21 protein-coding genes are annotated in these 20,686 nt (G+C 67.3%); 6 read left to right on the top strand and 15 right to left on the bottom strand.

What is annotated here, in order from left to right:
• Positions 1-2: 2 nt before the first annotated feature.
• From ACFWAY_RS00790 to ACFWAY_RS00730, 13 genes are all read right to left on the bottom strand, one after another.
• Positions 3-122 (bottom strand): DUF6893 family small protein, encoded by a 120-nt coding sequence (locus tag ACFWAY_RS00790; RefSeq protein WP_016884051.1) that lies wholly within the window; start codon positions 120-122, stop codon positions 3-5.
• Entirely contained in the window at positions 119-1,516 is a 1,398-nt protein-coding gene (locus ACFWAY_RS00785) for a hypothetical protein (RefSeq protein WP_378450903.1), read from the bottom strand. The genes ACFWAY_RS00790 and ACFWAY_RS00785 overlap by 4 nt, the downstream gene beginning before the upstream one ends.
• Positions 1,513-2,160, bottom strand: a complete 648-nt coding sequence (locus ACFWAY_RS00780) for a DUF6084 family protein (RefSeq protein WP_378450902.1) — start codon at positions 2,158-2,160, stop codon at positions 1,513-1,515. The genes ACFWAY_RS00785 and ACFWAY_RS00780 overlap by 4 nt, the downstream gene beginning before the upstream one ends.
• A complete protein-coding gene (locus ACFWAY_RS00775; RefSeq protein WP_378450901.1) occupies positions 2,157-2,801 on the bottom strand; it encodes a DUF5947 family protein in 645 nt (214 codons plus the stop codon). Before ACFWAY_RS00775 ends, ACFWAY_RS00780 begins: the two co-directional genes overlap by 4 nt.
• Positions 2,801-3,757, bottom strand: coding sequence for a NifU family protein (locus tag ACFWAY_RS00770; RefSeq protein WP_378509531.1), 957 nt, complete (start codon positions 3,755-3,757; stop codon positions 2,801-2,803). The genes ACFWAY_RS00775 and ACFWAY_RS00770 overlap by 1 nt, the downstream gene beginning before the upstream one ends.
• A 10-nt stretch (positions 3,758-3,767) precedes the next feature.
• The gene (locus ACFWAY_RS00765; protein WP_005258616.1) at positions 3,768-5,561 is read right to left on the bottom strand and encodes a nickel-dependent hydrogenase large subunit; all 1,794 of its coding nucleotides are present in this window, start codon (positions 5,559-5,561) and stop codon (positions 3,768-3,770) included.
• Between the two features lie 57 nt (positions 5,562-5,618).
• Entirely contained in the window at positions 5,619-6,674 is a 1,056-nt protein-coding gene (locus tag ACFWAY_RS00760; protein WP_005244678.1) for a hydrogenase expression protein HypE, read from the bottom strand.
• Between the two features lie 160 nt (positions 6,675-6,834).
• On the bottom strand, positions 6,835-7,644 hold the full coding sequence (gene hypB / locus ACFWAY_RS00755; protein ID WP_378509530.1) for a hydrogenase nickel incorporation protein HypB: 810 nt from the start codon (positions 7,642-7,644) through the stop codon (positions 6,835-6,837).
• Positions 7,645-7,649: 5 nt separating this feature from the next.
• The gene (gene hypA, locus ACFWAY_RS00750) at positions 7,650-7,979 is read right to left on the bottom strand and encodes a hydrogenase maturation nickel metallochaperone HypA (protein WP_005244680.1); all 330 of its coding nucleotides are present in this window, start codon (positions 7,977-7,979) and stop codon (positions 7,650-7,652) included.
• A 91-nt stretch (positions 7,980-8,070) separates the two neighbouring features.
• On the bottom strand, positions 8,071-9,219 hold the full coding sequence (locus ACFWAY_RS00745) for an acetyl-CoA C-acetyltransferase (RefSeq protein WP_378450899.1): 1,149 nt from the start codon (positions 9,217-9,219) through the stop codon (positions 8,071-8,073).
• A 13-nt stretch (positions 9,220-9,232) separates the two neighbouring features.
• Complete coding sequence (locus ACFWAY_RS00740; protein WP_378450898.1) at positions 9,233-9,847, bottom strand: TetR/AcrR family transcriptional regulator; 615 nt, start codon at positions 9,845-9,847, stop codon at positions 9,233-9,235.
• A 90-nt stretch (positions 9,848-9,937) separates the two neighbouring features.
• Entirely contained in the window at positions 9,938-10,741 is an 804-nt protein-coding gene (locus ACFWAY_RS00735; RefSeq protein WP_378509529.1) for an SDR family oxidoreductase, read from the bottom strand.
• Entirely contained in the window at positions 10,738-11,958 is a 1,221-nt protein-coding gene (locus tag ACFWAY_RS00730) for an acyl-CoA dehydrogenase family protein (protein WP_378509528.1), read from the bottom strand. The genes ACFWAY_RS00735 and ACFWAY_RS00730 overlap by 4 nt, the downstream gene beginning before the upstream one ends.
• 48 nt (positions 11,959-12,006) lie before the next feature.
• Between ACFWAY_RS00730 and fadD3 the strand changes: the two genes are divergently transcribed.
• From fadD3 to ACFWAY_RS00705, 5 genes are read left to right on the top strand one after another with little or no spacing between them, the layout of a single operon-like run.
• On the top strand, positions 12,007-13,554 hold the full coding sequence (fadD3, locus tag ACFWAY_RS00725; protein WP_378509527.1) for a 3-[(3aS,4S,7aS)-7a-methyl-1,5-dioxo-octahydro-1H-inden-4-yl]propanoyl:CoA ligase: 1,548 nt from the start codon (positions 12,007-12,009) through the stop codon (positions 13,552-13,554).
• Entirely contained in the window at positions 13,551-14,423 is an 873-nt protein-coding gene (locus tag ACFWAY_RS00720) for an enoyl-CoA hydratase (RefSeq protein WP_378509526.1), read from the top strand. Before fadD3 ends, ACFWAY_RS00720 begins: the two co-directional genes overlap by 4 nt.
• Positions 14,424-15,584 (top strand): acyl-CoA dehydrogenase family protein, encoded by a 1,161-nt coding sequence (locus ACFWAY_RS00715; RefSeq protein ID WP_378509525.1) that lies wholly within the window; start codon positions 14,424-14,426, stop codon positions 15,582-15,584. It abuts the gene before it with no gap.
• Positions 15,581-16,549, top strand: coding sequence for an acyl-CoA dehydrogenase family protein (locus tag ACFWAY_RS00710; protein ID WP_378509524.1), 969 nt, complete (start codon positions 15,581-15,583; stop codon positions 16,547-16,549). The genes ACFWAY_RS00715 and ACFWAY_RS00710 overlap by 4 nt, the downstream gene beginning before the upstream one ends.
• Complete coding sequence (locus ACFWAY_RS00705; RefSeq protein WP_378509523.1) at positions 16,546-17,595, top strand: acyl-CoA dehydrogenase family protein; 1,050 nt, start codon at positions 16,546-16,548, stop codon at positions 17,593-17,595. Before ACFWAY_RS00710 ends, ACFWAY_RS00705 begins: the two co-directional genes overlap by 4 nt.
• A 51-nt stretch (positions 17,596-17,646) precedes the next feature.
• On the opposite strand, the gene ACFWAY_RS00700 is transcribed toward ACFWAY_RS00705, so the two are convergent.
• A complete protein-coding gene (locus ACFWAY_RS00700) occupies positions 17,647-18,459 on the bottom strand; it encodes an HAD family hydrolase (protein WP_378450892.1) in 813 nt (270 codons plus the stop codon).
• A gap of 66 nt (positions 18,460-18,525) precedes the next feature.
• Between ACFWAY_RS00700 and ACFWAY_RS00695 the strand changes: the two genes are divergently transcribed.
• A complete protein-coding gene (locus tag ACFWAY_RS00695) occupies positions 18,526-19,407 on the top strand; it encodes an aldo/keto reductase (RefSeq protein WP_378509522.1) in 882 nt (293 codons plus the stop codon).
• 68 nt (positions 19,408-19,475) lie between these two features.
• On the opposite strand, the gene ACFWAY_RS00690 is transcribed toward ACFWAY_RS00695, so the two are convergent.
• Positions 19,476-20,651, bottom strand: a complete 1,176-nt coding sequence (locus ACFWAY_RS00690) for a cytochrome P450 (RefSeq protein WP_378509521.1) — start codon at positions 20,649-20,651, stop codon at positions 19,476-19,478.
• Between the last annotated feature and the right edge of the window lie 35 nt (positions 20,652-20,686).

The raw sequence follows: 20,686 nt of genomic DNA, 5'->3' as shown, positions 1-20,686 counted from the left end.
TCTCACATTTTCCGGATACGCAGATATCGCCTGATGTCGGGAATCGCGATGACGGCGACCGCTACGCCCGCGACCGCAACCAACGCCAGAGCCGCGGTGGTCATCTCTCCGAGAATCTTCATGGCTGTCCATCCTTTCCGGTGTCTGCCGAGACCGGCTCCACCTCGTCCGGGGCGAAGTACAGATACCGTCCGTACCACTCGTGCAACTCCGACGCAGGGTCGTCCACCAGCACGACGCCGACGTGGGTGCCACCGTCGACGTCGGCGTGCACGGTCACCACGCGAGCCAACTGTCCCGCGAAGAACAGGTCCTGGGCGTCGGCGCGCCGCGACGGGTGGATTCGCACGACAGTGCCCTTCGCCACCCGGACGCCGTTCACGATCACGCCGTCGACGTCGGGGCGAACGGCGGTGTCGGCGTCCGGATCCCACCACGGCATGTCGTCGGTCAGTTCCGGGACGAGACCCATGTCGGGGAGGTGCGGGTCGGGGAGGTGCGGATCCCGGAGGATGCCGTGCATCTGAGCGAGCGTCGCCGGCGACATCTGCTCGCACCGGTCGATGATCTGGGCGGCAAGCGGGTCGGTGGCGCGGGCCTGCCGCTTCTCCTCCTCGGTGAGGGTCATGACGCGCAGTGTGAGGATCTCGTCGATCTCGGTGGCGTCGAACAGTGCCCCGTCGCTCTGCTCGGCCACCTCGGGGTGGTCGTACAGGATGATCGGCGACACCAGGACGAGGTCCGTCTCCCCCGGCAGCCCGGCCAGTACCGGGTAGCACCGTTCGTGCGCGCACGTGCCCGCGAGTTGCGCCGCCTCTGCGGGAGGTTCGAGAAGTGAGACGAACTCGGTGTTCTCGGCCGCCAGGATCAGATGGGCGCCGATCAGCGACTGCCGGATCGCCGAGTCCTTGTCCCAGCCGGCGGCGTCCTGCGCGGTGGTCGCGTTGTCGACCGACACCCGCACCCGGTTCAGCCCGTCGACGCCGTCGCTGCCCACCGTCACGACGGCGTGCGCGGGCCACCGGGTGCGCACCACGCGGCCGACGCAGATTCCGTCCTCGCCCCGCAGTTCCTCCACCTCCGTGCCGCCGTCGATGTGGACGTCGAGGTTGCGTTCGCCCGGCCACTGCGCGGGGTGCAGGGTGCCGAGATCGAATTCGCGCTCCACCGCCTCGTCCCAGCTGAGCCAGCTCACGCCCGCGACGGTCAGTTCGTCGACGCGAACGAACTCCGCCGAGTCCGCGACCGCGCGTTCGACACTGCGCACCTGAAGCTGCAGGAATCGGAGGGTGACGTTCACCCCCGCTCCGTCGCCGGCCAGCATCAGGGTCTGACAGGACATGCGCGGTTCCTCGCCGACCCCCGACTCCGCCGCACCCGACGGCCCGAGGACTCCGAACTGCCACCGCGACTGGTTCTTCGACGAACTCGCACGATACGGATACAGCAGGTAGCCCTCGTACAGGACCGCGTCGGCCACGGCACGTACTCGCTGCAGGGACGCCGGGGAGATCATGCGATCACCTCCCCGGCTCCCTGCAGCAGGTCCGAAATGGCGACGTCCAGTCCGATCAGACCGTGCGCCGCCTTGTAGCGCGCCAACGCCGCGAGCGTGTCGTGGTCGAGGCGCACCCACCCCGTGTTCGGATAGTGCGCCTGAACCAGTTCGCGCCACACCGCCACCGGCAGGTCGTAGGTCGACTCGCGGTCCCACGGGATGCGTTCCACCCCGAACCCGGCGACCCCGCGGGTGAAGACCGTTCCGCTGAACAGGAACACCAGCGGCACCGTCGCCCCGGCGTCGTCCAGGGCGTGCAGATATTTCGCGGCCGTCACCTCGAAGTCGTACGTGCACGGCAGCGGCAACTCCACCACACTCGACCCGGTGAACCCCTGGGCCACCGTGCTGGTCTGCATCCACTGGAAGGGCTTGAGCGTGGCCGTCCACCGCTCGCGGGGCCCGAACAGATCGAGGAGGCCCTCCGCCTCGCCGTCCGTGTAGCGGCGGCGTTGCGGGTCGATGCGGACCTGGCAGCGGACGGCCATCGCGTGCACCACGGCACCGGTCGACTCCGTTACCGCGACGCGCGCAGTGAGATTCGGCGCAACCGCGAACGGCTCCGGGAACACGTCCTCGACGTGGAAGGACAATTCGGTCACGTCGGCTCCTTCGCGACGCGACTGCGTGAGCGCACCGTCTCGAAGAACGCGTCGATGACCCGGCGAGCGTCCTGGCCGCCGTCGAATCCCCGCCACACCTGCCGTAATTCGCCCACGAGCTGGTAGCAGGCATCGATGGGGACGAGATAACACTCAGGGTCGCCCTCACCGTGCTCGGGCACACGCAGTAGCAGCGCCTCCGTGTCGGCGGCGAGCTGTCCGAGTGCCGGATTGGCGGCGAGCACGCCGTCCCAGGCGTCGAGCGGAAGCTCCGATTCGGTGGCCCCGGCCGGTCCGGGATAGAACGCGACGGTCTTGGCCAGCAACGAGTTCCGGAACACGAACGCGAGCCCGACGGGGATCTCCAATTCGTCCCAGCGTCCCGGTGCGAGCTCGAAACGGGGAAACGACAGGTAGCGTTCCGGGACGGCCCGGAAGCGCAGTTCGGCGCTCTCGTCGGTGAACAGCAGATAGCACCCGCGGCACACGCACATCAGCTGCCGGTCCTGCACGTTGACCACGTGCTGGTGCGCGTCGGCGATCGGCTCGGCGCACATGTCGCACCGCTCCCCGACCACCGGTTTCGGCCGCTCGGACGCGATGCGCTGCAGAATCCGCAACCCGTTGCCCGACGGGCTCATCACGCCACCTCCGCGGCGGGTACCGCGACGGAGACGACACCCTCGCGCACGAGCACCGGAAGCGGCGCCAGCGTTTCGGCGTCGGCGTCGCCGTCCAGGCGGAGGCCCGCCCGGCGTGGGTCGAAGTGTGCCCGGCACGACGGACAGCGCAGCACCGCGTCACCGACCTGCCCGCCCGCTTTCCGCTGCAGGGTGGCGCCGGCCAGCGAATTGGTGCAGGCGGCGCACCGGTCCCGGTAGGCGAACAGCTGCTCCCCTATTCGGCACACCAGGATCGGCAGCCCGGCCACCGAGAAACCCGCTACCTCACCCGGCGTGAGCTCGTCCAGCTCGGGCACCGACACCCATGTCCCGGCGTTACTCGACCCGTCCGATCCGTCCGAATGCACATGGGAGAATAGTGATTCCGCGGCGATCAGCCCGGACCCGGCGGCGGGTGTCGCCCCCACCACCTCGATGTCCACGGTCTCCGGGGCGGCGGCCAGCACGGCGTCCTTGACGGCGAGTTCCAAGGTCACCGCAGAGGACGGGCAGCTCTGACAACTGCCGGTCAGCCTCAGCCGCACCACCCCGTTCACCACGCCGAGCAGTTCGACGTCACCGCCGTGGGAGCCCAGGTAGGGACGGACACTGTCGAGCGCGGTGGCGACCCTCGTCTCGACGCCGTGCGGATGAAGCCCGTTGACCAGCAGCAGGCTGGCGACGAGTTCGTCGGCGGCCAGCCTTTCGACGAGGTCGTCGTCGCGGTCGCCGATGATCTCGAGGACCCGCTGCAACCCGGCCCCGTACAGCTCGACGACCTCCCGGACGAGTTGTTCCGCACGCTCACGTGCCACCGAGCCACCTGTCGAACTCGCGTCCAACAGGCTGTCGATCCGCTCGCCGGCTGTCCGCCACCGATCGGGGGCTTCCTCTACTGCGTCACTCCCCCACGTCTCCGATCCAGCACTTTCCATGCGTCCCTCGTCACTCGCCGGTCACGGACTGGGTGGGCGAATGCAGCTTCTCCAGTGTCTTTCCCTCACCGAGGTACATGTGCACGCCACACGGCAGGCAGGGGTCGAAACTGCGGACGGTCCGCATGATGTCGATGCCCTTGAAGTGCTCCCGGTCGTTCTCCTCGAAGATGGGCTGACCCTGCACCGCGTCCTCGTACGGTCCCGGCGTCCCGAAGCTGTCGCGCGGGTTCGCGTTCCACGGCGTCGGCGGATACGGGTGGTAGTTCGCGATCTTGCCGTCGCGGATCACCATGTGGTGCGACAGAACTCCGCGCACCGCCTCCGTGAAGCCGCAGCCGATGCCCTCGTCGGGGACCTCGAACTTTTCCCACGTCTTCGTGTGCCCGGCCCGGATCTCGGCGAGCGCCTTCTCCGCGAAATGCAGCGCACACGCCGCCGCGTAGGCCTGGAAGTAGGTCCGCGCCCGGTCCCGCTCGATCGTGTTGCTGCCGTATTGCGGGATCTTCCATTCGAACTCGACCGGGCCCTTCAGCGCGGTCTTCGGCAGGTTGATCTTCACGCTGTGCCCGGTCGACTGCACGTACCCGATGTCGACGAGGCCCGCGAGGGCGGTACTCCAGAGCCGGGCCAGCGGCCCGCCGCCGGTGTCCAGCGCGAGGTGGTCGGTGCCGTCGAACCACCGCGGCGACATCACCCAGCTGTACTTGTCCTCCATGTCGCGTTTCTGCGGGTGCGGGTTGGTGTGCTGGTTCCACGGATGCCTGCGGTCGACCGGGTTCCCGAGCGGATCGTTCTTCACGAACATCTCCTGGTCGGTCCAGTCGTCGTAATACGAACTGCCCAGCAGGATTCGGATGCCCAGATTGATGTCGACGAGGGACGTCGTGATCAGTTTGCCGTCGACCACGATGCCGGGCGTCACGAACATGGCCCGTCCCCACTTCTCCATGTCCTTGTAGGAGAAGTTGCACACCGCGGGATCCTGGAAGGACCCCCAGCAGCCGAGGAGCGTCCGGCGCAGGCCGACCTTCTCGTAGCCGGGCATCGCCTCGTAGAAGAAGTCGAACAGGTCGTCGTGCATGGGGACGACCTTCTTCATGAACTCCACGTAGCGCATCAGGCGCGTCGTGTAGTCGGTCATCAACTGGATCGTCGCGACCGTGCCCACGCCACCCGGATACAGGGTGGACGGGTGGACGTGCCGACCTTCCATGAGGCAGAACATCTCTCGCGTCCACCGGCTGACCTGCAACGCCTCCCGATAGAACTCACCGGTGAACGGGTTGAGCGAACGCATGATGTCGGCGATGGTCTTGTAGCCGTGCTCGCCGGCGTGCGGCGCCTCGGTCTTCTCGGCCTGCGCGAGCACCCCCGGATTCGTCTCGGAGACCATCTTCTCGCAGAAGTCCACGCCAACGAGGTTTTCCTGAAAGATGTTGTGGTCGAACATGTATTCCGCGGCCTCGCCGAGGTTGACGATCCACTCGCCGATGTGCGGCGGCTGCACACCGTACGCCATGTTCTGGGTGTAGCACGAACACGTCGCATGGTTGTCGCCACAAATACCGCAGATGCGGCTGGTGATGAAGTGGGCGTCGCGGGGATCCTTGCCCTTCATGAAGATCGAATAGCCGCGGAAGATCGACGAGGTGCTGTGGCACTCCACGACTTCCTTCTGCTTGAAGTCGATCTTCGTGTAGATGCCCAGGCTGCCCACGATGCGCGTGATCGGATCCCACGCCATCTCGACCAGGCCGTCGGATTCCGACTTGTGCGAAGGTTCCGGAATGATCGTTGTCATCGACGTACCTCTCAGTGTTCGAGGCCGGCGGATTACCGCCCGAGACCCCGAGCGGGACTACCAGGTGCGTGTGGCGCCCGTGGTCAGTTTCGTACCGCGACTGCGCCAGTGCGGCTCTTTGTCCAAGGTGGTCTTGGTGATCTTGCGCAGGCTCCGAATGGCGGATCCGTACAGTCCGGACGCCGCGGTGGAGATCTTGCCGCCCGGCGGTTCGTCCATGAACGGCATGAACTTGTCCGGGAAGCCCGGCATCGTGCACCCGATGCAGATACCGCCCACATTCGGGCACCCACCGACACCGTTGATCCAGCCCCGCTTCGGGACGTTGCACTTGACGACGGGACCCCAGCACCCCAGCTTCACGATGCACTTGGGCGAGCCGTACTCGGTGGCGAAATCACCCTGCTCGTAGTAGCCGGCGCGGTCGCAGCCCTCGTGCACCGTGGCCCCGAACAGCCATTGCGGACGCAGAGCGTCGTCGAGCGGAATCATGGGCGCCTGCTCGGTGGCCATGTAGAGGAGATACGTCAAGGTCTCCGACAGATTGTCCGGTTGGATCGGGCAGCCGGGAACGCAGACGATCGGGATGCCCGCCTTCGACTTCCAATCCCAGCCGAGATAGTCGGGAACGCCCATCGCACCGGTGGGATTACCCGCCATCGCGTGGATACCGCCGTACGTGGCGCACGTCCCCGCCGCGACGATCGCCGTCGCCTTCGGAGCCAGACGATCGAGCCATTCACTCGTCGTCACCGGCTGGCCCGTCTCGGGGTTGTTGCCGAAACCGCACCAGTAGCCCTCGTCGTGAAGTTGCTCGTTCGGGATGGAACCCTCCACCACCAGGACGAACGGTTCGAGCTCGCCGCGGTCCGCCTTCCAGAACCACTCCAGGAAGTCGTCGGCGCCGCCCTCCGGGCCGTTCTCGAAGTCGATCAGCGGCCAGTGCACGGCCACTTTGGGTAGGCCCGGCAGGGCTCCCAGAGCAATCTCCTCGACACTGGGCTGCGTCGCAGCCGTCAAGGCCACCGAATCGCCGTCGCAACTGAGTCCCGCATTGATCCACAGCACGTGAATCAGGGTGTCCTCGGCGTTGATTGCTTCCTGTGTCGGCATAGCAGGTCGCTTTCCGGAGTGAACACAACTCCTGTCGCCACCGGAGTCGACCGTCGGCCCACCTGCGTGGCGCTGATATTTATTTAGCTCCGCCGCCGAGCGGATGTCAACGGTCCCCGGCGCGTCGCACCGCGTAGTTCGGCCCCGTCGTGTAGAGGGGTCATTGCTTGGCAATCCAGTCGTACCACTGCGCAATGCCCTGACCCGTCGTCGCCGACAGCGTGATCATCTGCAGGTCGGGGTTCACCGACCGGGCATACTTCGTGCACAGATCGACGTCGAAGTCCACGTACGGCAACAGGTCCGCCTTGTTCACGATCACGAGGTTCGCCGCCGCGAACATGTGCGGGTATTTGAGCGGCTTGTCCGTCCCCTCGGTCACCGAGATCACCACCACCCTGCTCTTCTCACCGAGATCGAACAGTGCCGGACAGACGAGGTTCCCGACATTTTCGATGAACAGCAGCGAGTTCGGCTCGGGGTCGAGGGCGGTCAGCGCGTCCCGCATCATCTCGGCGTCGAGATGACACCCCGCGCCCGTGTTCACCTGCACCACAGCACATCCCGTCGCCTTGATGCGGTTGGCGTCGAGCATCGTCTCCTGGTCGCCCTCCACCACCGAGACACGTCGCTGCCCACCGATGTCGGCGATGGTGCGTTCGAGCAGCGTCGTCTTCCCGGACCCCGGCGAGCTCATCACGTTGAGGGCGAGCACACCGCGTCCGGCCAGCCAGCCCCGGTTGCGCTCCGCCGTGAGGTCGTTTTTCGCCAGCACCTTCTGCTCGAGGGTCACCGTCTCGGTCGCGTGCTCGTGGGGGTGTTCGTGAGTGTGCGGGTGTTCGTGAGTGTGCGGGTGTTCATGCGTGTGGTCGTGGTCGTGGTCGTGTGGGTGCTCGTGGTCGTGTGGGTGCTCGTGGGGCACCGTGATCCTGGTTCCGGTCTCGTCTCCGCATCCACAGGTGGCACACATTTGCGTCAACTCACTTCCATCGAGAGGATTCGTAGTTCCCGACCCGACGTGACCTCCACGTCCGCACTTCCGCACGGGCACAGCAACACCAGGTCCGTGAGCGCGAAGTCCTCGCCGCACTCACGGCAGTGCGCACCGCCCGGGGTGTGGTCGATGTCGAGACGGGCACCGTGCGCAACGGTCCCTTCGGTGACCAGTTCGAAACAGAACTGCATCGAATCGGCGACCACGGCCGTCAACGCCCCCACCTGCACGCGCACGCTGTGGACCGTCCGTCCCGCGGCGGTCTCGCAGACGGCGTCGACGACGCTCTGGGTGATTGCCAACTCGTGCATCACGGCCCCGTTCAGGACTCGTCACCTGTGGATTCGAGCCTAGCGCTTCGCGCCCGTGAGTACTTATTAACCACCCGCGGTTAAGAAGTACTCACAGGCGTTCGATGATGGTGGCGTTGGCTGTGCCGCCGCCCTCGCAGATGGTCTGCAAGCCGTAGCGGCCGCCGGTGCGCTCGAGTTCGTTGAGGAGTGTGGCCATCAGCTTCGTGCCGGTCGCGCCGAGCGGGTGGCCGAGGGCGATCGCGCCGCCGTTGACATTCACCTTCGCCGGATCGGCGCCGATCTCCTTGATCCACGCGAGGACGACCGGTGCGAATGCCTCGTTGATCTCGACCAGGTCGATGTCGTCGATGCTCAGGCCCGTCTTCTCCAGCGCGTAGCGCGTGGCGGGGATCGGGGCGCTGAGCATGAAGATCGGGTCGGCGCCGCGGGCACTGAGGTGGTGGATACGGGCACGGGGGGTCAGGCCGTACCTCTCGACCGCTTCCGGTGAGGCCAGCAGCACCGCGCTCGCACCGTCGGAGATCTGGCTCGCGACCGCGGCGGTGAGACGTCCCCCTTCGGTGAGGGTCTTCAGCGCGGCCATCTTCTCGAGGCTGGTCTCGCGGGGACCCTCGTCCGTCGTCACGTCACCGAACGGGACGATCTCGCGGTCGAAGCGACCCTCGGCGATGGCCGTCCGCGCACGCTCGTGGCTCTGCAACGCCCAGCGCTCGAGTTCCTCGCGGCTGATGTCCCACTTGTCCGCGATCAGTTCGGCGCCGTTGAACTGCGACACTTCCTGGTCGCCGTAGCGTTCCGTCCAGCCCGTCGATCCGCCGAACGGGGTGTCGAATCCGTACTGCTGACCGACCACCATCGCCGACGCGATCGGGATCTGGCTCATGTTCTGCACACCGCCGGCGACGATCAGGTCGGCGGTGCCGCTCAGGATCGCCTGCGCACCGAAGTGCACGGCCTGCTGACTCGACCCGCACTGCCGGTCCACCGTGACCCCTGGGACCTCCTCCGGGTAGCCGGCGGCGAGCCACGCGGTGCGGGCGATGTTGCCCGCCTGCCCGCCGATCGCGTCGACGCAACCGAAGACGACGTCGTCGACACGGGCCGGGTCGATGCCCGTGCGCTCGACGAGGGCCTTGATGACGTGCGCACCCAGGTCGGCGGGATGCACGCCGGACAGTCCACCGTTCTTCTTGCCGATCGGCGTGCGAACGGCGTCGACGATGTAGGCCTCGGTCATGTGGAACTCCTAGTCAGTTATCGGGACTCGCAAGTCCGTCGAGGACGATCGAGAGGTATTGCTTGGCCACGGTGTCGACCGTGACCGAGCCGCCGGGCCGGTACCAGCGGACGGCGACCCAGGCGGTGTCGCGGAGGAATCGGAAGGCGAGCTCGACGTCGATGTCGGCGCGGAAGCTGCCGTCCTTCACACCCGCCTCGAGCACACCCATCCACAGCTCGCGGAATTCGGTGTTCAGTTCGGACAGGTACGCGAAGCGTTCGTTCGCGACGAGGTGCTTCACCTCGTCCTGGTAGATCGCGACCGCGGAGTGCGACGCGTCGATCGCCTCGTACGACGTGGTGACCAGCGCTTCGAGGGTCGCGCGACAGTCGAGTCCGGACGCGACGATCTCGCGATACTTGCCGAACAGGTCGTCGAGGAAGCCCCGTAGGATCTCGTCGACCATCGACTCCTTCGAGTCGAAGTGGTGGTACAGGCTGCCCGACAGAATGCCCGCGGCGTCGGCGATGTCGCGCACGGTGGTGGCCCGCAGGCCGCGTTCGGCGAACAGGGTGGCCGCGATGTCGAGGAGTTCGGTCCGGCGTCCGGACTTGCCGGACGTGTCGTCGGCGGGGGGTGGCGTCATCGTCACATCCTATCAACCAAGCGCTTGTTAGGGCCTTCGGCCCCGTGCGCCTTTCTGGTTGTCGGAGCTACCAAAAAGGCGCACGGGGGGCTACGCCCTCTGCGACGAGACCGACACGACCTCGCCGGTGAGGTAGGTGGTGTAGTCGCTGGCGAGCATGGCGATGGTGGCGGCGATTTCCCATACCTCGGCGGCGCGGCCGAACGCCTCGTCGGACGCCAGCTTGTCGAGGAGTTCCTCGCTGGTCACCTTCGCGAGGAACGCATGCCGCGCGATGGAGGGCGCGACGGCGTTGACCCGGACGCCGTACTCGGCGGCCTCGATCGCGCTGCACCGGGTCAGGGCCATGACTCCGGCTTTCGCCGCCGCGTAGTGAGCCTGCGAGTGCTGCGCCCGCCACCCGAGGACGGACGCGTTGTTGACCAGCACGCCGTTGTGCTCCACACCCTTGAAGTAGCGCAGCGCCGCGCGGGTGGCCCGGAACGTGCCGTTCAGTGTGATGTCGAGGACGCGATCCCACTCCTCGTCCGTCATATCGACGAGCGGGGTCTCGCCGCCGAGCCCGGCGTTGTTGACGAGGACGTCGATCCGGCCGAGCCGCTCGGCGGCGCCGGCGATCAGCGCATTCACCTGCTCCGTGCTCGACACGTCACACGTCAGCGCCTCGACTACCTGCCCCGGGAACTCGGCGGCGAGCTTCTCCCGCGTCTCGCCGAGCCGTCGTTCGTGCCAGTCGGACACCAGCACGTCGGCGCCCTCGAGCAGGGCGCGTCGCGCGGACGCGTAGCCGATGCCGGTTCCCGCCGCGGCGGTGACGACGACCTTCTTGTCTTTCAGCAGGTCGTGTCCCGGAGTCTCGACGGGCGCGGTGGCGAGCGGGGATGTCTGGGTCACGGTCGTGCCTCTCGGGGAAGTCCGAGCACGCGCTCGGAGATGATGTTGCGCTGGATCTCGTTGGATCCGCCGTAGATCGTGTCGGCGCGGGTGAAGAGGAAGAGCCTCTGCCAATCACCCAGTTCGAGATGTTCGGGGTCCGTGACGTCGGACGACGGATCGGCCGGGGCGAGCAGCGACACCGCGCCCTGCACTTCCATGGCCAGCTGACCGAGGTCGCGGTGCCAGTTGGCCCACAGCAGCTTCGCGACGGACGCCTCCGCGCCGGAGGTCCCGGCGTCGACCGCTTCCAGGGTGCGCAGGGCGTGTGCCCGCATCACCCGGAGCCCGACCCACGCGCGGGCGATCTTCTCGCGGATGTTCGGGTCGGTCGCCGCACCGTTCGCCTTCGCGAGGTCGACGACGCCCTGCAGTTCGCGGGCGAAACCGATCTGCTGCCCGAGCGTGGACACGCCGCGCTCGAACGTGAGCAGCCCCATCGCGACCCGCCAGCCGTCGCCCGGCTCCCCGACCACCAGATCCGCGTCGGTGACGGCGTCGTCGAAGAACACCTCGTTGAACTCGGAGGTGCCGGTGAGTTGCTGGATGGGCCGGACCGTGATGCCGGGCTGGTCGAGCGGGACGAGCAGGAAGCTCAGGCCCTGGTGCCGCTTGGATCCTGGTTCGGTGCGGCAGAGGACGAATGCCCACTGGGCGACGTGCGCGAGGGACGTCCATACCTTCTGCCCGTTGATCACCCACTTGTCGGCGTCGAGGCGCGCGGCGGTCGCGACGTTGGCGAGATCGGAACCGGCGCCCGGTTCGGAGTAGCCCTGTGCCCACAGTTCGGTCACGGTGTTGATTCCGGGAAGGAAGCGACGCTTCTGCTCCTCGGTGCCGAACGCGATGAGCGTCGGACCGAGCAGTTCCTCGCCGACGTGGCTGACCCGCGCCGGCGCCCCCGACTTCGCGTACTCCTGATGGAACACCACCTGCTGGGCCAGCGTGGCTCCGCGTCCGCCGTGCTCCTTCGGCCAGCCGAGGCAGGTCCATCCTGCCGCGGCCAGATGACGGTCCCAGGCGAGCCGTTCCTCGAAGAACTCGTGCTCGCTGCCGGGGCCGCCCTTGCCTTTCAGCCGGGCGAAGTCGCCGGTGAGGTTGTCGTTCAGCCACGTCCTGACGGTCTGCGCAAAGTCGTCGTCGGTGATCAGCCCGTCCGGGCTCTCGCTCTGGTCCACGTCTGTAAGATAACCTACCAAGCACTTGCTAGGTAGGTAGGGAGCCCAGTGACCGAACAACCGACAACCACCCCGTCCGCCCTGAAACGGGCCGCACGCGAATTCGGCGAGCTCACAGCCGTGGCGGACGGCGACGTCCGTCTGACCTTCACACAACTGCACGACCGTGTCCGCGATTTCGCCGCCGCACTCAGCTCACAGGACGTGCGGCCCGGCGATCACGTCGCGGTGTGGTCGCCCAACACGTATCACTGGGTGGTCGCGGCGCTCGGCATCCACTACGCCGGCGCGACTCTCGTCCCGATCAATACCCGGTACACGGCCACCGAGGCCCTAGACATTCTCGAGCGCACCAAAACCACCGCGCTGGTGGTCGCGGGTAACTTCCTCGGCACCGACCGGTACGCCTCGCTGCGCGACGAGTCGAGCACTCTCGACCTGCCGACCGTCGTCCGGGTTCCGGTCGACGGTGGCGACGTCGAGCTGCCCGGCGTCTTCGACTTCGACGACTTCCTCGCCCTCGCCGACGAGGACACCCGCGCCGAGGCCGACGTCCGCGCCGCCGCCGTGTCCCCCGACGACGTCTCCGACGTCATGTTCACGTCGGGCACGACGGGCCGCAGCAAGGGTGTGATGAGTGCGCACCGGCAGTCGGTGGGCATCGCGCAGGCGTGGGGTGAGTGCGCCGAGGTGACCTCCGACGACAACTACCTGATCATCAACCCGTTCTTCCACACCTTCGGGTACAAGGCAGGGTTCCTGGTGTGCCTGCTGAACGGCGCGACGGTGGTGCCGATGGCGGTGTTCGACGTGCCGAGGGTGATGGCGACCGTGCACGACGAGCAGATCACCGTGCTGCCCGGCGCCCCCACGATCTTCCAGTCGGTCCTCGACCACCCGGACCGTCCGAAGTACGACCTGTCCAGCCTGCGGGTGGCGATCACGGGCGCGGCCGCCGTTCCGGTCGCGCTCGTCGAACGGATGCAGTCGGAGCTGAGCTTCGACGCCGTCCTCACCGCCTACGGCCAGACGGAGGCGGTGGTGGTCACGATGTGCCGGACCGACGACGACCCGGTGACCGTCTCGACGACGTCGGGTCGCGCGATCCCCGGGATGGAGGTCCGGATCGGTGACCAGGGGGAGATCCTGGTGCGCGGCGAGAACGTGATGCTCGGCTACCTCGACGACCCCGAATCCACCGCTAAGACCATCGATGCGGACGGCTGGCTGCACACCGGCGACGTCGGCACCCTGGACGACCGCGGTTACGTCGACATCACCGACCGCCTCAAGGACATGTACATCTCCGGCGGTTTCAACGTGTATCCCGCTGAGGTGGAGAACGCTCTTGCCCGACTCGACGGTATCGCGGAGTCTGCCGTCATCGGTGTTCCCGACCAGCGGATGGGCGAGGTCGGGCGGGCCTACGTGGTCGCCAAGCCGGGCGTCACGCTCGCCGAGGACGACGTGGTCGCGTTCTGCAAGGAGCGACTCGCCAATTTCAAGGTGCCCCGGTCGGTGCGCTTCGTCGACTCCCTCCCCCGGAACCCCTCCGGGAAGGTCATGAAAAACGTTCTGCGTGAGGAGAAGAAATGACGGTTCCGGACGAGGGTGACGTCGTCACCTACGAAGTGCGCGACGGTGTCGCATTCGTGACGCTCAACCGCCCCGACTACCGCAACGCCCAGAACTCGGTGATGACGTACGCGCTCGACGCCGCGTTCGAGCGCGCGGTCGAGGACGACGACGTGAAGGTGATCGTTCTCGCCGGCAACGGCAAACACTTCAGCGCCGGGCACGACATCGGTACCCCGGGCCGGGATCATCACGTGCACTACGACAACAAGGCCGTGATGTGGTGGGACCACGTCGACAAGCCGGGCGGCGACCAGCGGTTCGCCCGCGAGATGGAGGTCTATCTCGGGATGTGCCGTCGCTGGCGCGAGATCCCGAAGCCGACCATCGCGATGATCCAGGGTGCCTGCATCGCCGGCGGCCTGATGCTGGCGTGGGTGTGCGACCTCATCGTGGCGTCGGACGACGCGTTCTTCTCCGATCCGGTCGTACGTATGGGCATTCCGGGGGTCGAGTACTTCGCGCACCCGTGGATGCTCGGACCGCGGTTCGCGAAGGAAATCCTCTTCACCGGCGACCGGTTCACCGCGCAGCGCGCCTACGAGGTGGGCATGGTCAACCGCGTCGTGCCCCGCGAGGACCTGGAGAAGGAGACCCTCGCGATCGCCGGACGCATCGCCGCCATGCCCCGGTTCGGGCTCGCGCTCACCAAGAAGGCCGTCAACCAGTGCGAGGACCAGATGGGCATGCGGAACGGCATGGACTCCGTCTTCGGCCTCCACCACTTCGCGCACGCGCACAACGCCGAGATCGACACCGATCCGCTCGGCGGCATGGATGCCAAGTCGATGGCGGCCAGTGCGCGCAACTCGAACGAAGGGGCGAAGTAAGTGGATCTCGAGTTCGAGAACGCCACCCGAGCCTTCCGCGAGGAGGTGCGAACCTTCCTGCGCGACAATGTTCCCGCCGAGCCGCTGCCGTCGATGGACACCGCCGAGGGTTTCGAGGTGCACCGCGAGTGGGAACGCACGCTCGCCGACGCCCGGCTGTCGGTGGTGTCGTGGCCGGAGGAACTGGGCGGACGCGACGCGTCGCTGCTGGAATGGGTGGTGTTCGAGGAGGAGTACTACCGCTCGGGTGCGCCCGGCCGCGTCAGCCAGAACGGCATCTTCCTGCTCGCCCCGACGCTGTTCGAGCACGCGAACACCGAGCAGTTGGCGCGCATCATGCCGCGGATGGCCCGCGCCGACGACATCTGGGCGCAGGCCTGGTCCGAGCCCGAGTCGGGTAGCGACCTCGCGTCGCTCCGTTCCACGGCCCGGCGCGTCGACGGTGGCTGGGTGCTGAACGGGCAGAAGACGTGGAGTTCGCGGGCGAGCTTCGCGGACTGGGGTTTCGGGCTGTTCCGGTCCGACCCGGACGCCCAGCGGCACAAGGGCATCACGTACTTCATGTTCGATCTGCGCTCGCAAGGTGTCACCGTGCGCCCGATCGATCAGCTGGACGGCGAGCCCGGTTTCGCGGAGATCTTCCTCGAGGACGTCTTCGTCCCGGACGACCCCGCGAACCCCGGCGAGTCCGGAGTGATCGGCGGCGTGAACGAGGGCTGGCGCGTGGCGATGAGCACAGCGTCCAACGAACGCGGACTGTCGCTGCGCAGTCCGGGCCGTTTCCTCGCGACGGTCGATCGGTTGGTCGAGTTGTTCCGGGAGAGCGGACGCACCGACGACACCGCCCTGCGAAACAAGGTCGCCGACGCCTGGATCGGCGCCCGCGCCTACCAGCTGAACACGTTCGGCACCGTCACCCGACTGGCCGACGGCGGGCAGCTGGGCGCCGAATCGTCGATCAACAAGGTGTTCTGGTCGGAGTGGGACATCGCCACGCACGAGACCGCACTCGAACTGCAGGGCGCCTCGGCAGAGCTCGCGGACAACTGGATGGACGGCTACCTGTTCTCTCTGTCCGGTCCGATCTATGCCGGCACCAACGAGATTCAGAAGAACGTGATCGCCGAGCGCCTGCTCGGCCTACCGAAGGCGGATCGATGAGATTCACACTCGACTCCTCCCATCAGGACTTCGCGTCCAGCATCGACGCACTGCTGTCGAAGGCCGACATGCCGGCAGTGATCCGGTCGTGGAACAGCGGCGACACGGGCCCGGGCCTGAAGGTGTGGCAACGCCTCGCCGACACCGGCGTCAACGGACTGCTCATCGCGGACGAGCACGACGGGCTGGGCGCCGACGCCGTCGACCTCGTCGTGGCCGTCGAACAACTCGGACGCCACGCCGTTCCCGGCCCGGTGGCCGAAACCGTCGCCGTCGCGCCCGCCCTGCTCGCGCAGGCGGCCCCGGACCGGTTGTCGGCGTTGGCATCCGGTTCGCTCGCCACGGTCGCCGCTGTCCCGCACGTGCCGTGCGCCGTCGATGCCGACTCGGCCGATCTGGTCCTGCTCGTCGACGGCACGACGGTGCGCCTCGGACAGACCGGGGCGGTGCAGAATTCGGTGGATCAGTCGCGACGGTTGTTCTCACTGACCCCGGGGGACGCCCTGGGTGACGTCGACTTCGCGCCCGCATTCGATCTCGGCGCCCTCGCCACCGCCGCCCAACTGCAGGGACTCGGGCAGACCCTGCTCGACGTCACCACCGACTACGCGAAGCAGCGCAAGCAGTTCGGCAAGGTGATCGGACAGTTCCAGGCCATCAAACATCACCTCGCCGAGGTCGCGGTCGGGCTGGAGATGTCGCGGCCGCTGCTGCACGGTGCGGCGCTGTCCGTGCGGGACGGGTCCGCCGACAGTTCCCGCGACGTCTCGGCGGCGAAGGTCGCGTGCGGCGATGCCGCGTACCGGGCCGCGCGGGTCGCGCTGCAGGTGCACGGCGCCATCGGGTACACCCAGGAGCACGACCTGTCGCTGTGGCTCACCAAGGTCCGGGCACTGGTCACGGCCTGGGGCACCCCGGCGTTCCACCGCGGTCGCGTCGTCGACTCGCTCGTGGAGGTGTCATGAGTTTCGACAACGAGGAGCGGGCCGCGCTCCGGTCGTCGGTCCGCGACCTGCTGGGTAAACATTCCGACTCCGCCGCCGTCCGCCGGGCGATGACCACCGAGCACGGCTACGACGACGCACTGTGGTCCAAGTTGTGCGAGCAGATCGGCGTCGCCGCGCTCGCCGTCCCGGAGAAGTACGACGGCGTCGGGGCGTCACTGCTGGAAGTCCATGTGGTGCAAGAAGAGCTGGGCCGCACGCTGACGCCGTCGCCGATGCTGGGCAGCGCCGTGCTGGCCGCGCAGGCGCTGGTGTTGTCGGGGGACGACGACGCGTGCGCCCGCCTGCTGCCCGGCATCGCGGCGGGTTCGGTGGCCGCGCTGTGCTGGGCGGGTCCGAACGGCTGGTCCGGTTTCGGGGTCACCGCATCGGGCGAGACGCTGTCGGGGACGGCGTCGTACGTGCTCGGCGGTGACGTCGCGGACGTGCTGCTGGTCCTCACGTCCGAAGGCCTGTTCGAGGTCGAACCTGCGACGGAAGGCGTGACGCGTCGCCGCGTCCCGGCGATGGACCCGACGCGTCCACTGTCGGAGGTCGTCTTCGACGGAGTCGCGGCGCGCAGGCTCGTCTCCCCCACCGACCTCGTCGACCAGTTGCGCGCGGTCGCACTGGTCGCGTTGTCGGCGGAACAGGTGGGCGCGGCGTCCGCGGTGCTGGAGCAGACAGTCGAGTACGCGAAGTCGCGCAAGCAGTTCGGACGGGTGATCGGGTCGTTCCAGGCACTCAAGCACCGCATGGCCGACATGTACGCCCTCGTCGAGACGGCCCGTTCCATGTCGTACGCCGCGGCGCTGTCGGGGACGCACGAGGACGCCGTCGTCGCGAAGGTGTACTGCTCGGAGGCGCTGCAGCACGTCGCGGCGGAGGCCATCCAGCTGCACGGCGGCATCGCGATCACGTGGGAACACGACGCGCAGCTGTACTTCAAACGTGCACACGGGAGTGCACAACTCTTCGGGCAGCCGCGCGAGTTCCTACCGCAACTGGCTACCGCCGCCGGACTGTAGGCGGCTTCGCCGCCCGTGCGCCTTTCTGGTAGCGCCAACAACCAAAAAGGCTCACGGGCGCAGCCCCTCCAGGTAGCTGGCGACACCGTCTTCGTCGTTGCTGGGCAGGACGTGGTCGGCCAGGGCGAGGACTTCCGGCAGCGCGTTTGACGGGCAGAGTGCCGTGCCTGCCCACGTCAGCATCGGAACGTCGTTGATGGCGTCGCCGGCGACCGCGACCTCTTCCGTCGAGATCCCGTCGACCGCGCAGAGCTCGGCGAGCGCGGTCGCCTTGGACACGCCGGACGCCGCCATCTCGACGTACGGCGCACCGGAATGTGTCAGTTCGACGCCGTCGACGCCGGCCGCCACCGCCGCCCGGTACAGATCGGCGCTGGGTACCTCGGGGTGCCGGGCGACGATTTTCACCATCGGCTCGTCGATGTCGGGCAGCAGTTCCGACAGCGTCATCTCGTGCGGGTGCCGGTGGTGGTCGGCGAACTCGCACAACGCCGCGTACGCCGGTTCGGCGACGAAGCGCGTCGGACCGATGTTCGCGAACACGACACCGGGCATCAGCGTCCGCACCCGGTCCATCGCCGCCGCGGCCGACGCCATCGCGATGGTCGTCGTCGCCGTGATCACCGGGGTTCCGTCGGCCAGATCGAGGACCACCGCCCCGTTCGCGCAGATCGCCTTGCCGCGGAATCCGCACGACTGCGCCAGCTCGTGCACCGAATGCCGGGCGCGGGCCGTTGCCCACACCACCTCGACCCCCGACCGTCGCGCGTCTTCCATGGCCTGCGCGGTGCGCGGGGAGATCGTGCGGTCCGACCGCAGCAGGGTGCCGTCGAGGTCCGTCGCCAACAGCCGAATTTGCGTCACCTCCGCATGATGCCAGGCAGCGCATGTACCCCTCACGACCCCACCACAGTCGATAGCCTGGACAGCATGAGTCCTCGAGTACCCAGCATCGTGCTGAATTCCGGAACCATCCTCCCGCAGCTCGGCTTGGGAGTCTGGCAGGCGGACAACGACGAGACCGAACACGCCGTCGGGTTCGCCCTGGACGAGGCGGGCTATCGGCACATCGACACCGCCGCCGGATACGGCAACGAGGAAGGTGTGGGCCGCGGCATCGCGAATTCGGGAGTCGCCCGCGAAGACGTCTTTCTCACCACCAAGTTGTGGAACGCGGATCAGGGTTACGAGCCGGCGTTGAAAGCGTTCGACGCCAGCCTCGGACGTCTCGGCGTCGACTATGTCGACCTGTATCTGATCCATTGGCCGCTGCAGGACGACGACCGCATCCTCCGCACGTGGGATGCGCTGGAAAAGATCGCCGAGTCCGGTCGCGCCAAGGCGATCGGTGTGTGCAATTTCGAACCGCGTCACCTGCAGTTGCTGATCGATCGGGGCGGCGTCGTTCCGGCGGTTGACCAGGTGGAGTTGCACCCGCATCTGGCGCAGCAGGAGATCCGGAATTACGCCGTCGACCACGGCATCGCCGTCGAATCGTGGAGCCCTCTCGGCGGTACCAGCAACTCGAGGTGGGGCGACGACTCGAAGCCGAACACGCTGCTCACCGACCCGATCATCACCCGTATCGGCGACCGGCACAGCAAGAGCGCGGCGCAGGTGCTGATCCGCTGGCATCTGCAGAGCGGGCTGATCGTCATCCCCAAGTCGGTCCATGAATCGCGGATCCGCGAGAACATCGACGTGTTCGATTTCGAGCTCAGCGAGCAGGACCTCAGCGAGATCGAGACGATGGACGACGGCGCCCGCGTCGGAGCCCACCCGGACGAGTTGAACATCGACGCACCGGAGTAGGCGGCTCCGCCGCCCGTGCGCCTTTTTGGCTGCTCCAGCTACCAAAAAGGCGCACGGGTGCGAAGCGCCTACAGCTTCACCGGCATCTCCTCGAGCCCGGACACGAAGTTGGCGGGTCGACGTCGCAGCGGGCCGTCGTCGACGAGCACCATGTCCGGCAGCCGCGACAGCAGTTGCTCGAACATGATCTTCGCTTCGAGCCGGGCGAGTTGGTTGCCGAGGCAGAAGTGGGTGCCGAAACCGAATGCGACGTGTGGGTTCGGTGACCGTTCGATGTCGAACATCTCGGGATTCTCGAACACCGCCTCGTCGAAGTTGGCGGATTCGAACAGCAGCATCATTTTCTCGCCCTCGCGCAGGTCGGTTCCGAAGAATTCGACGTCGCGGGTGACGGTGCGGCACATGTTCTTGATCGGCGACGACCAGCGCAGCATCTCCTCGACCGCCGCCGGGATGTCGTCGGGGTCGTTCACGAGGCGCGCCTGCTGGTCGGGGTGACGCATCAGTTGTTCCATGCCGCCGCTGAGGACGTGCCGGGTGGTCTCGTCACCACCGATCAGGATCAGCAGGGTTTCGCCGACGATGTCCGGGTCGCTGAGCCGGTGCCCGTCGATCTCGCTGTGCACGAGGATGCTGGTGAGGTCGTCCGTCGGATTCTGGCGCCGCTCCTCGATGGTGCGGAGTGTGAACTCGTTGAATGCCAGGTACGCGTTGGCCTGTGCCTGCAGTTCCTCCTGGGTGGCGTTGCTGCCGAGTGCGTTCATCAGGTCATCGGACCACTGCAGGAACGTGTCGCGTTCCTCGGGCCGCACGCCGAGCATGTCACCGACGACGGCCATGGGGAGGGGCGCCGCCAGGTCGCGCACGAAGTCCACTTCGTCCTTGTCGCACGCGGCGTCGATGAGGTGATCGCAGATCTCCCGGATCCGGCCGGTCTTCGCTTCCACCTGCTTGCGGGTGAAGCCGGCGTTGACGAGTCGGCGATGCTGCAGGTGCTGTGGGTCGTCCATGTCGATCATCTGCGGCAGCGGGCCCACCCCGGGCCGGATGCCACCCGCGTTCGAGAACAACTCCGGGTCGCGTTCGGCCGCCAGGACGGCCTCGTACGACGCGGCGCCGAGAATCCCGTCCGCGCGATACACCGGTTCGTGGGCGCGCATCCATGCGTAGGCCTGCCGCGGGTCGCCGAGTTCGCCCGAGTAGAACCGTCCGTCGATCAGATCGAAATCCGGCCTGTTCGTCATCGAGGTACTCCTCCGCATTGAATCCCGCCGATCGT

The organism is Rhodococcus sp. NPDC059968, from assembly GCF_042738615.1.
In the GTDB taxonomy this organism is placed as follows: Bacteria; Actinomycetota; Actinomycetes; order Mycobacteriales; family Mycobacteriaceae; genus Rhodococcus_F.
The sequence above is the reverse complement of the archived record's forward strand: the minus strand, read 5'-3'. Positions and strand labels throughout refer to the sequence as shown.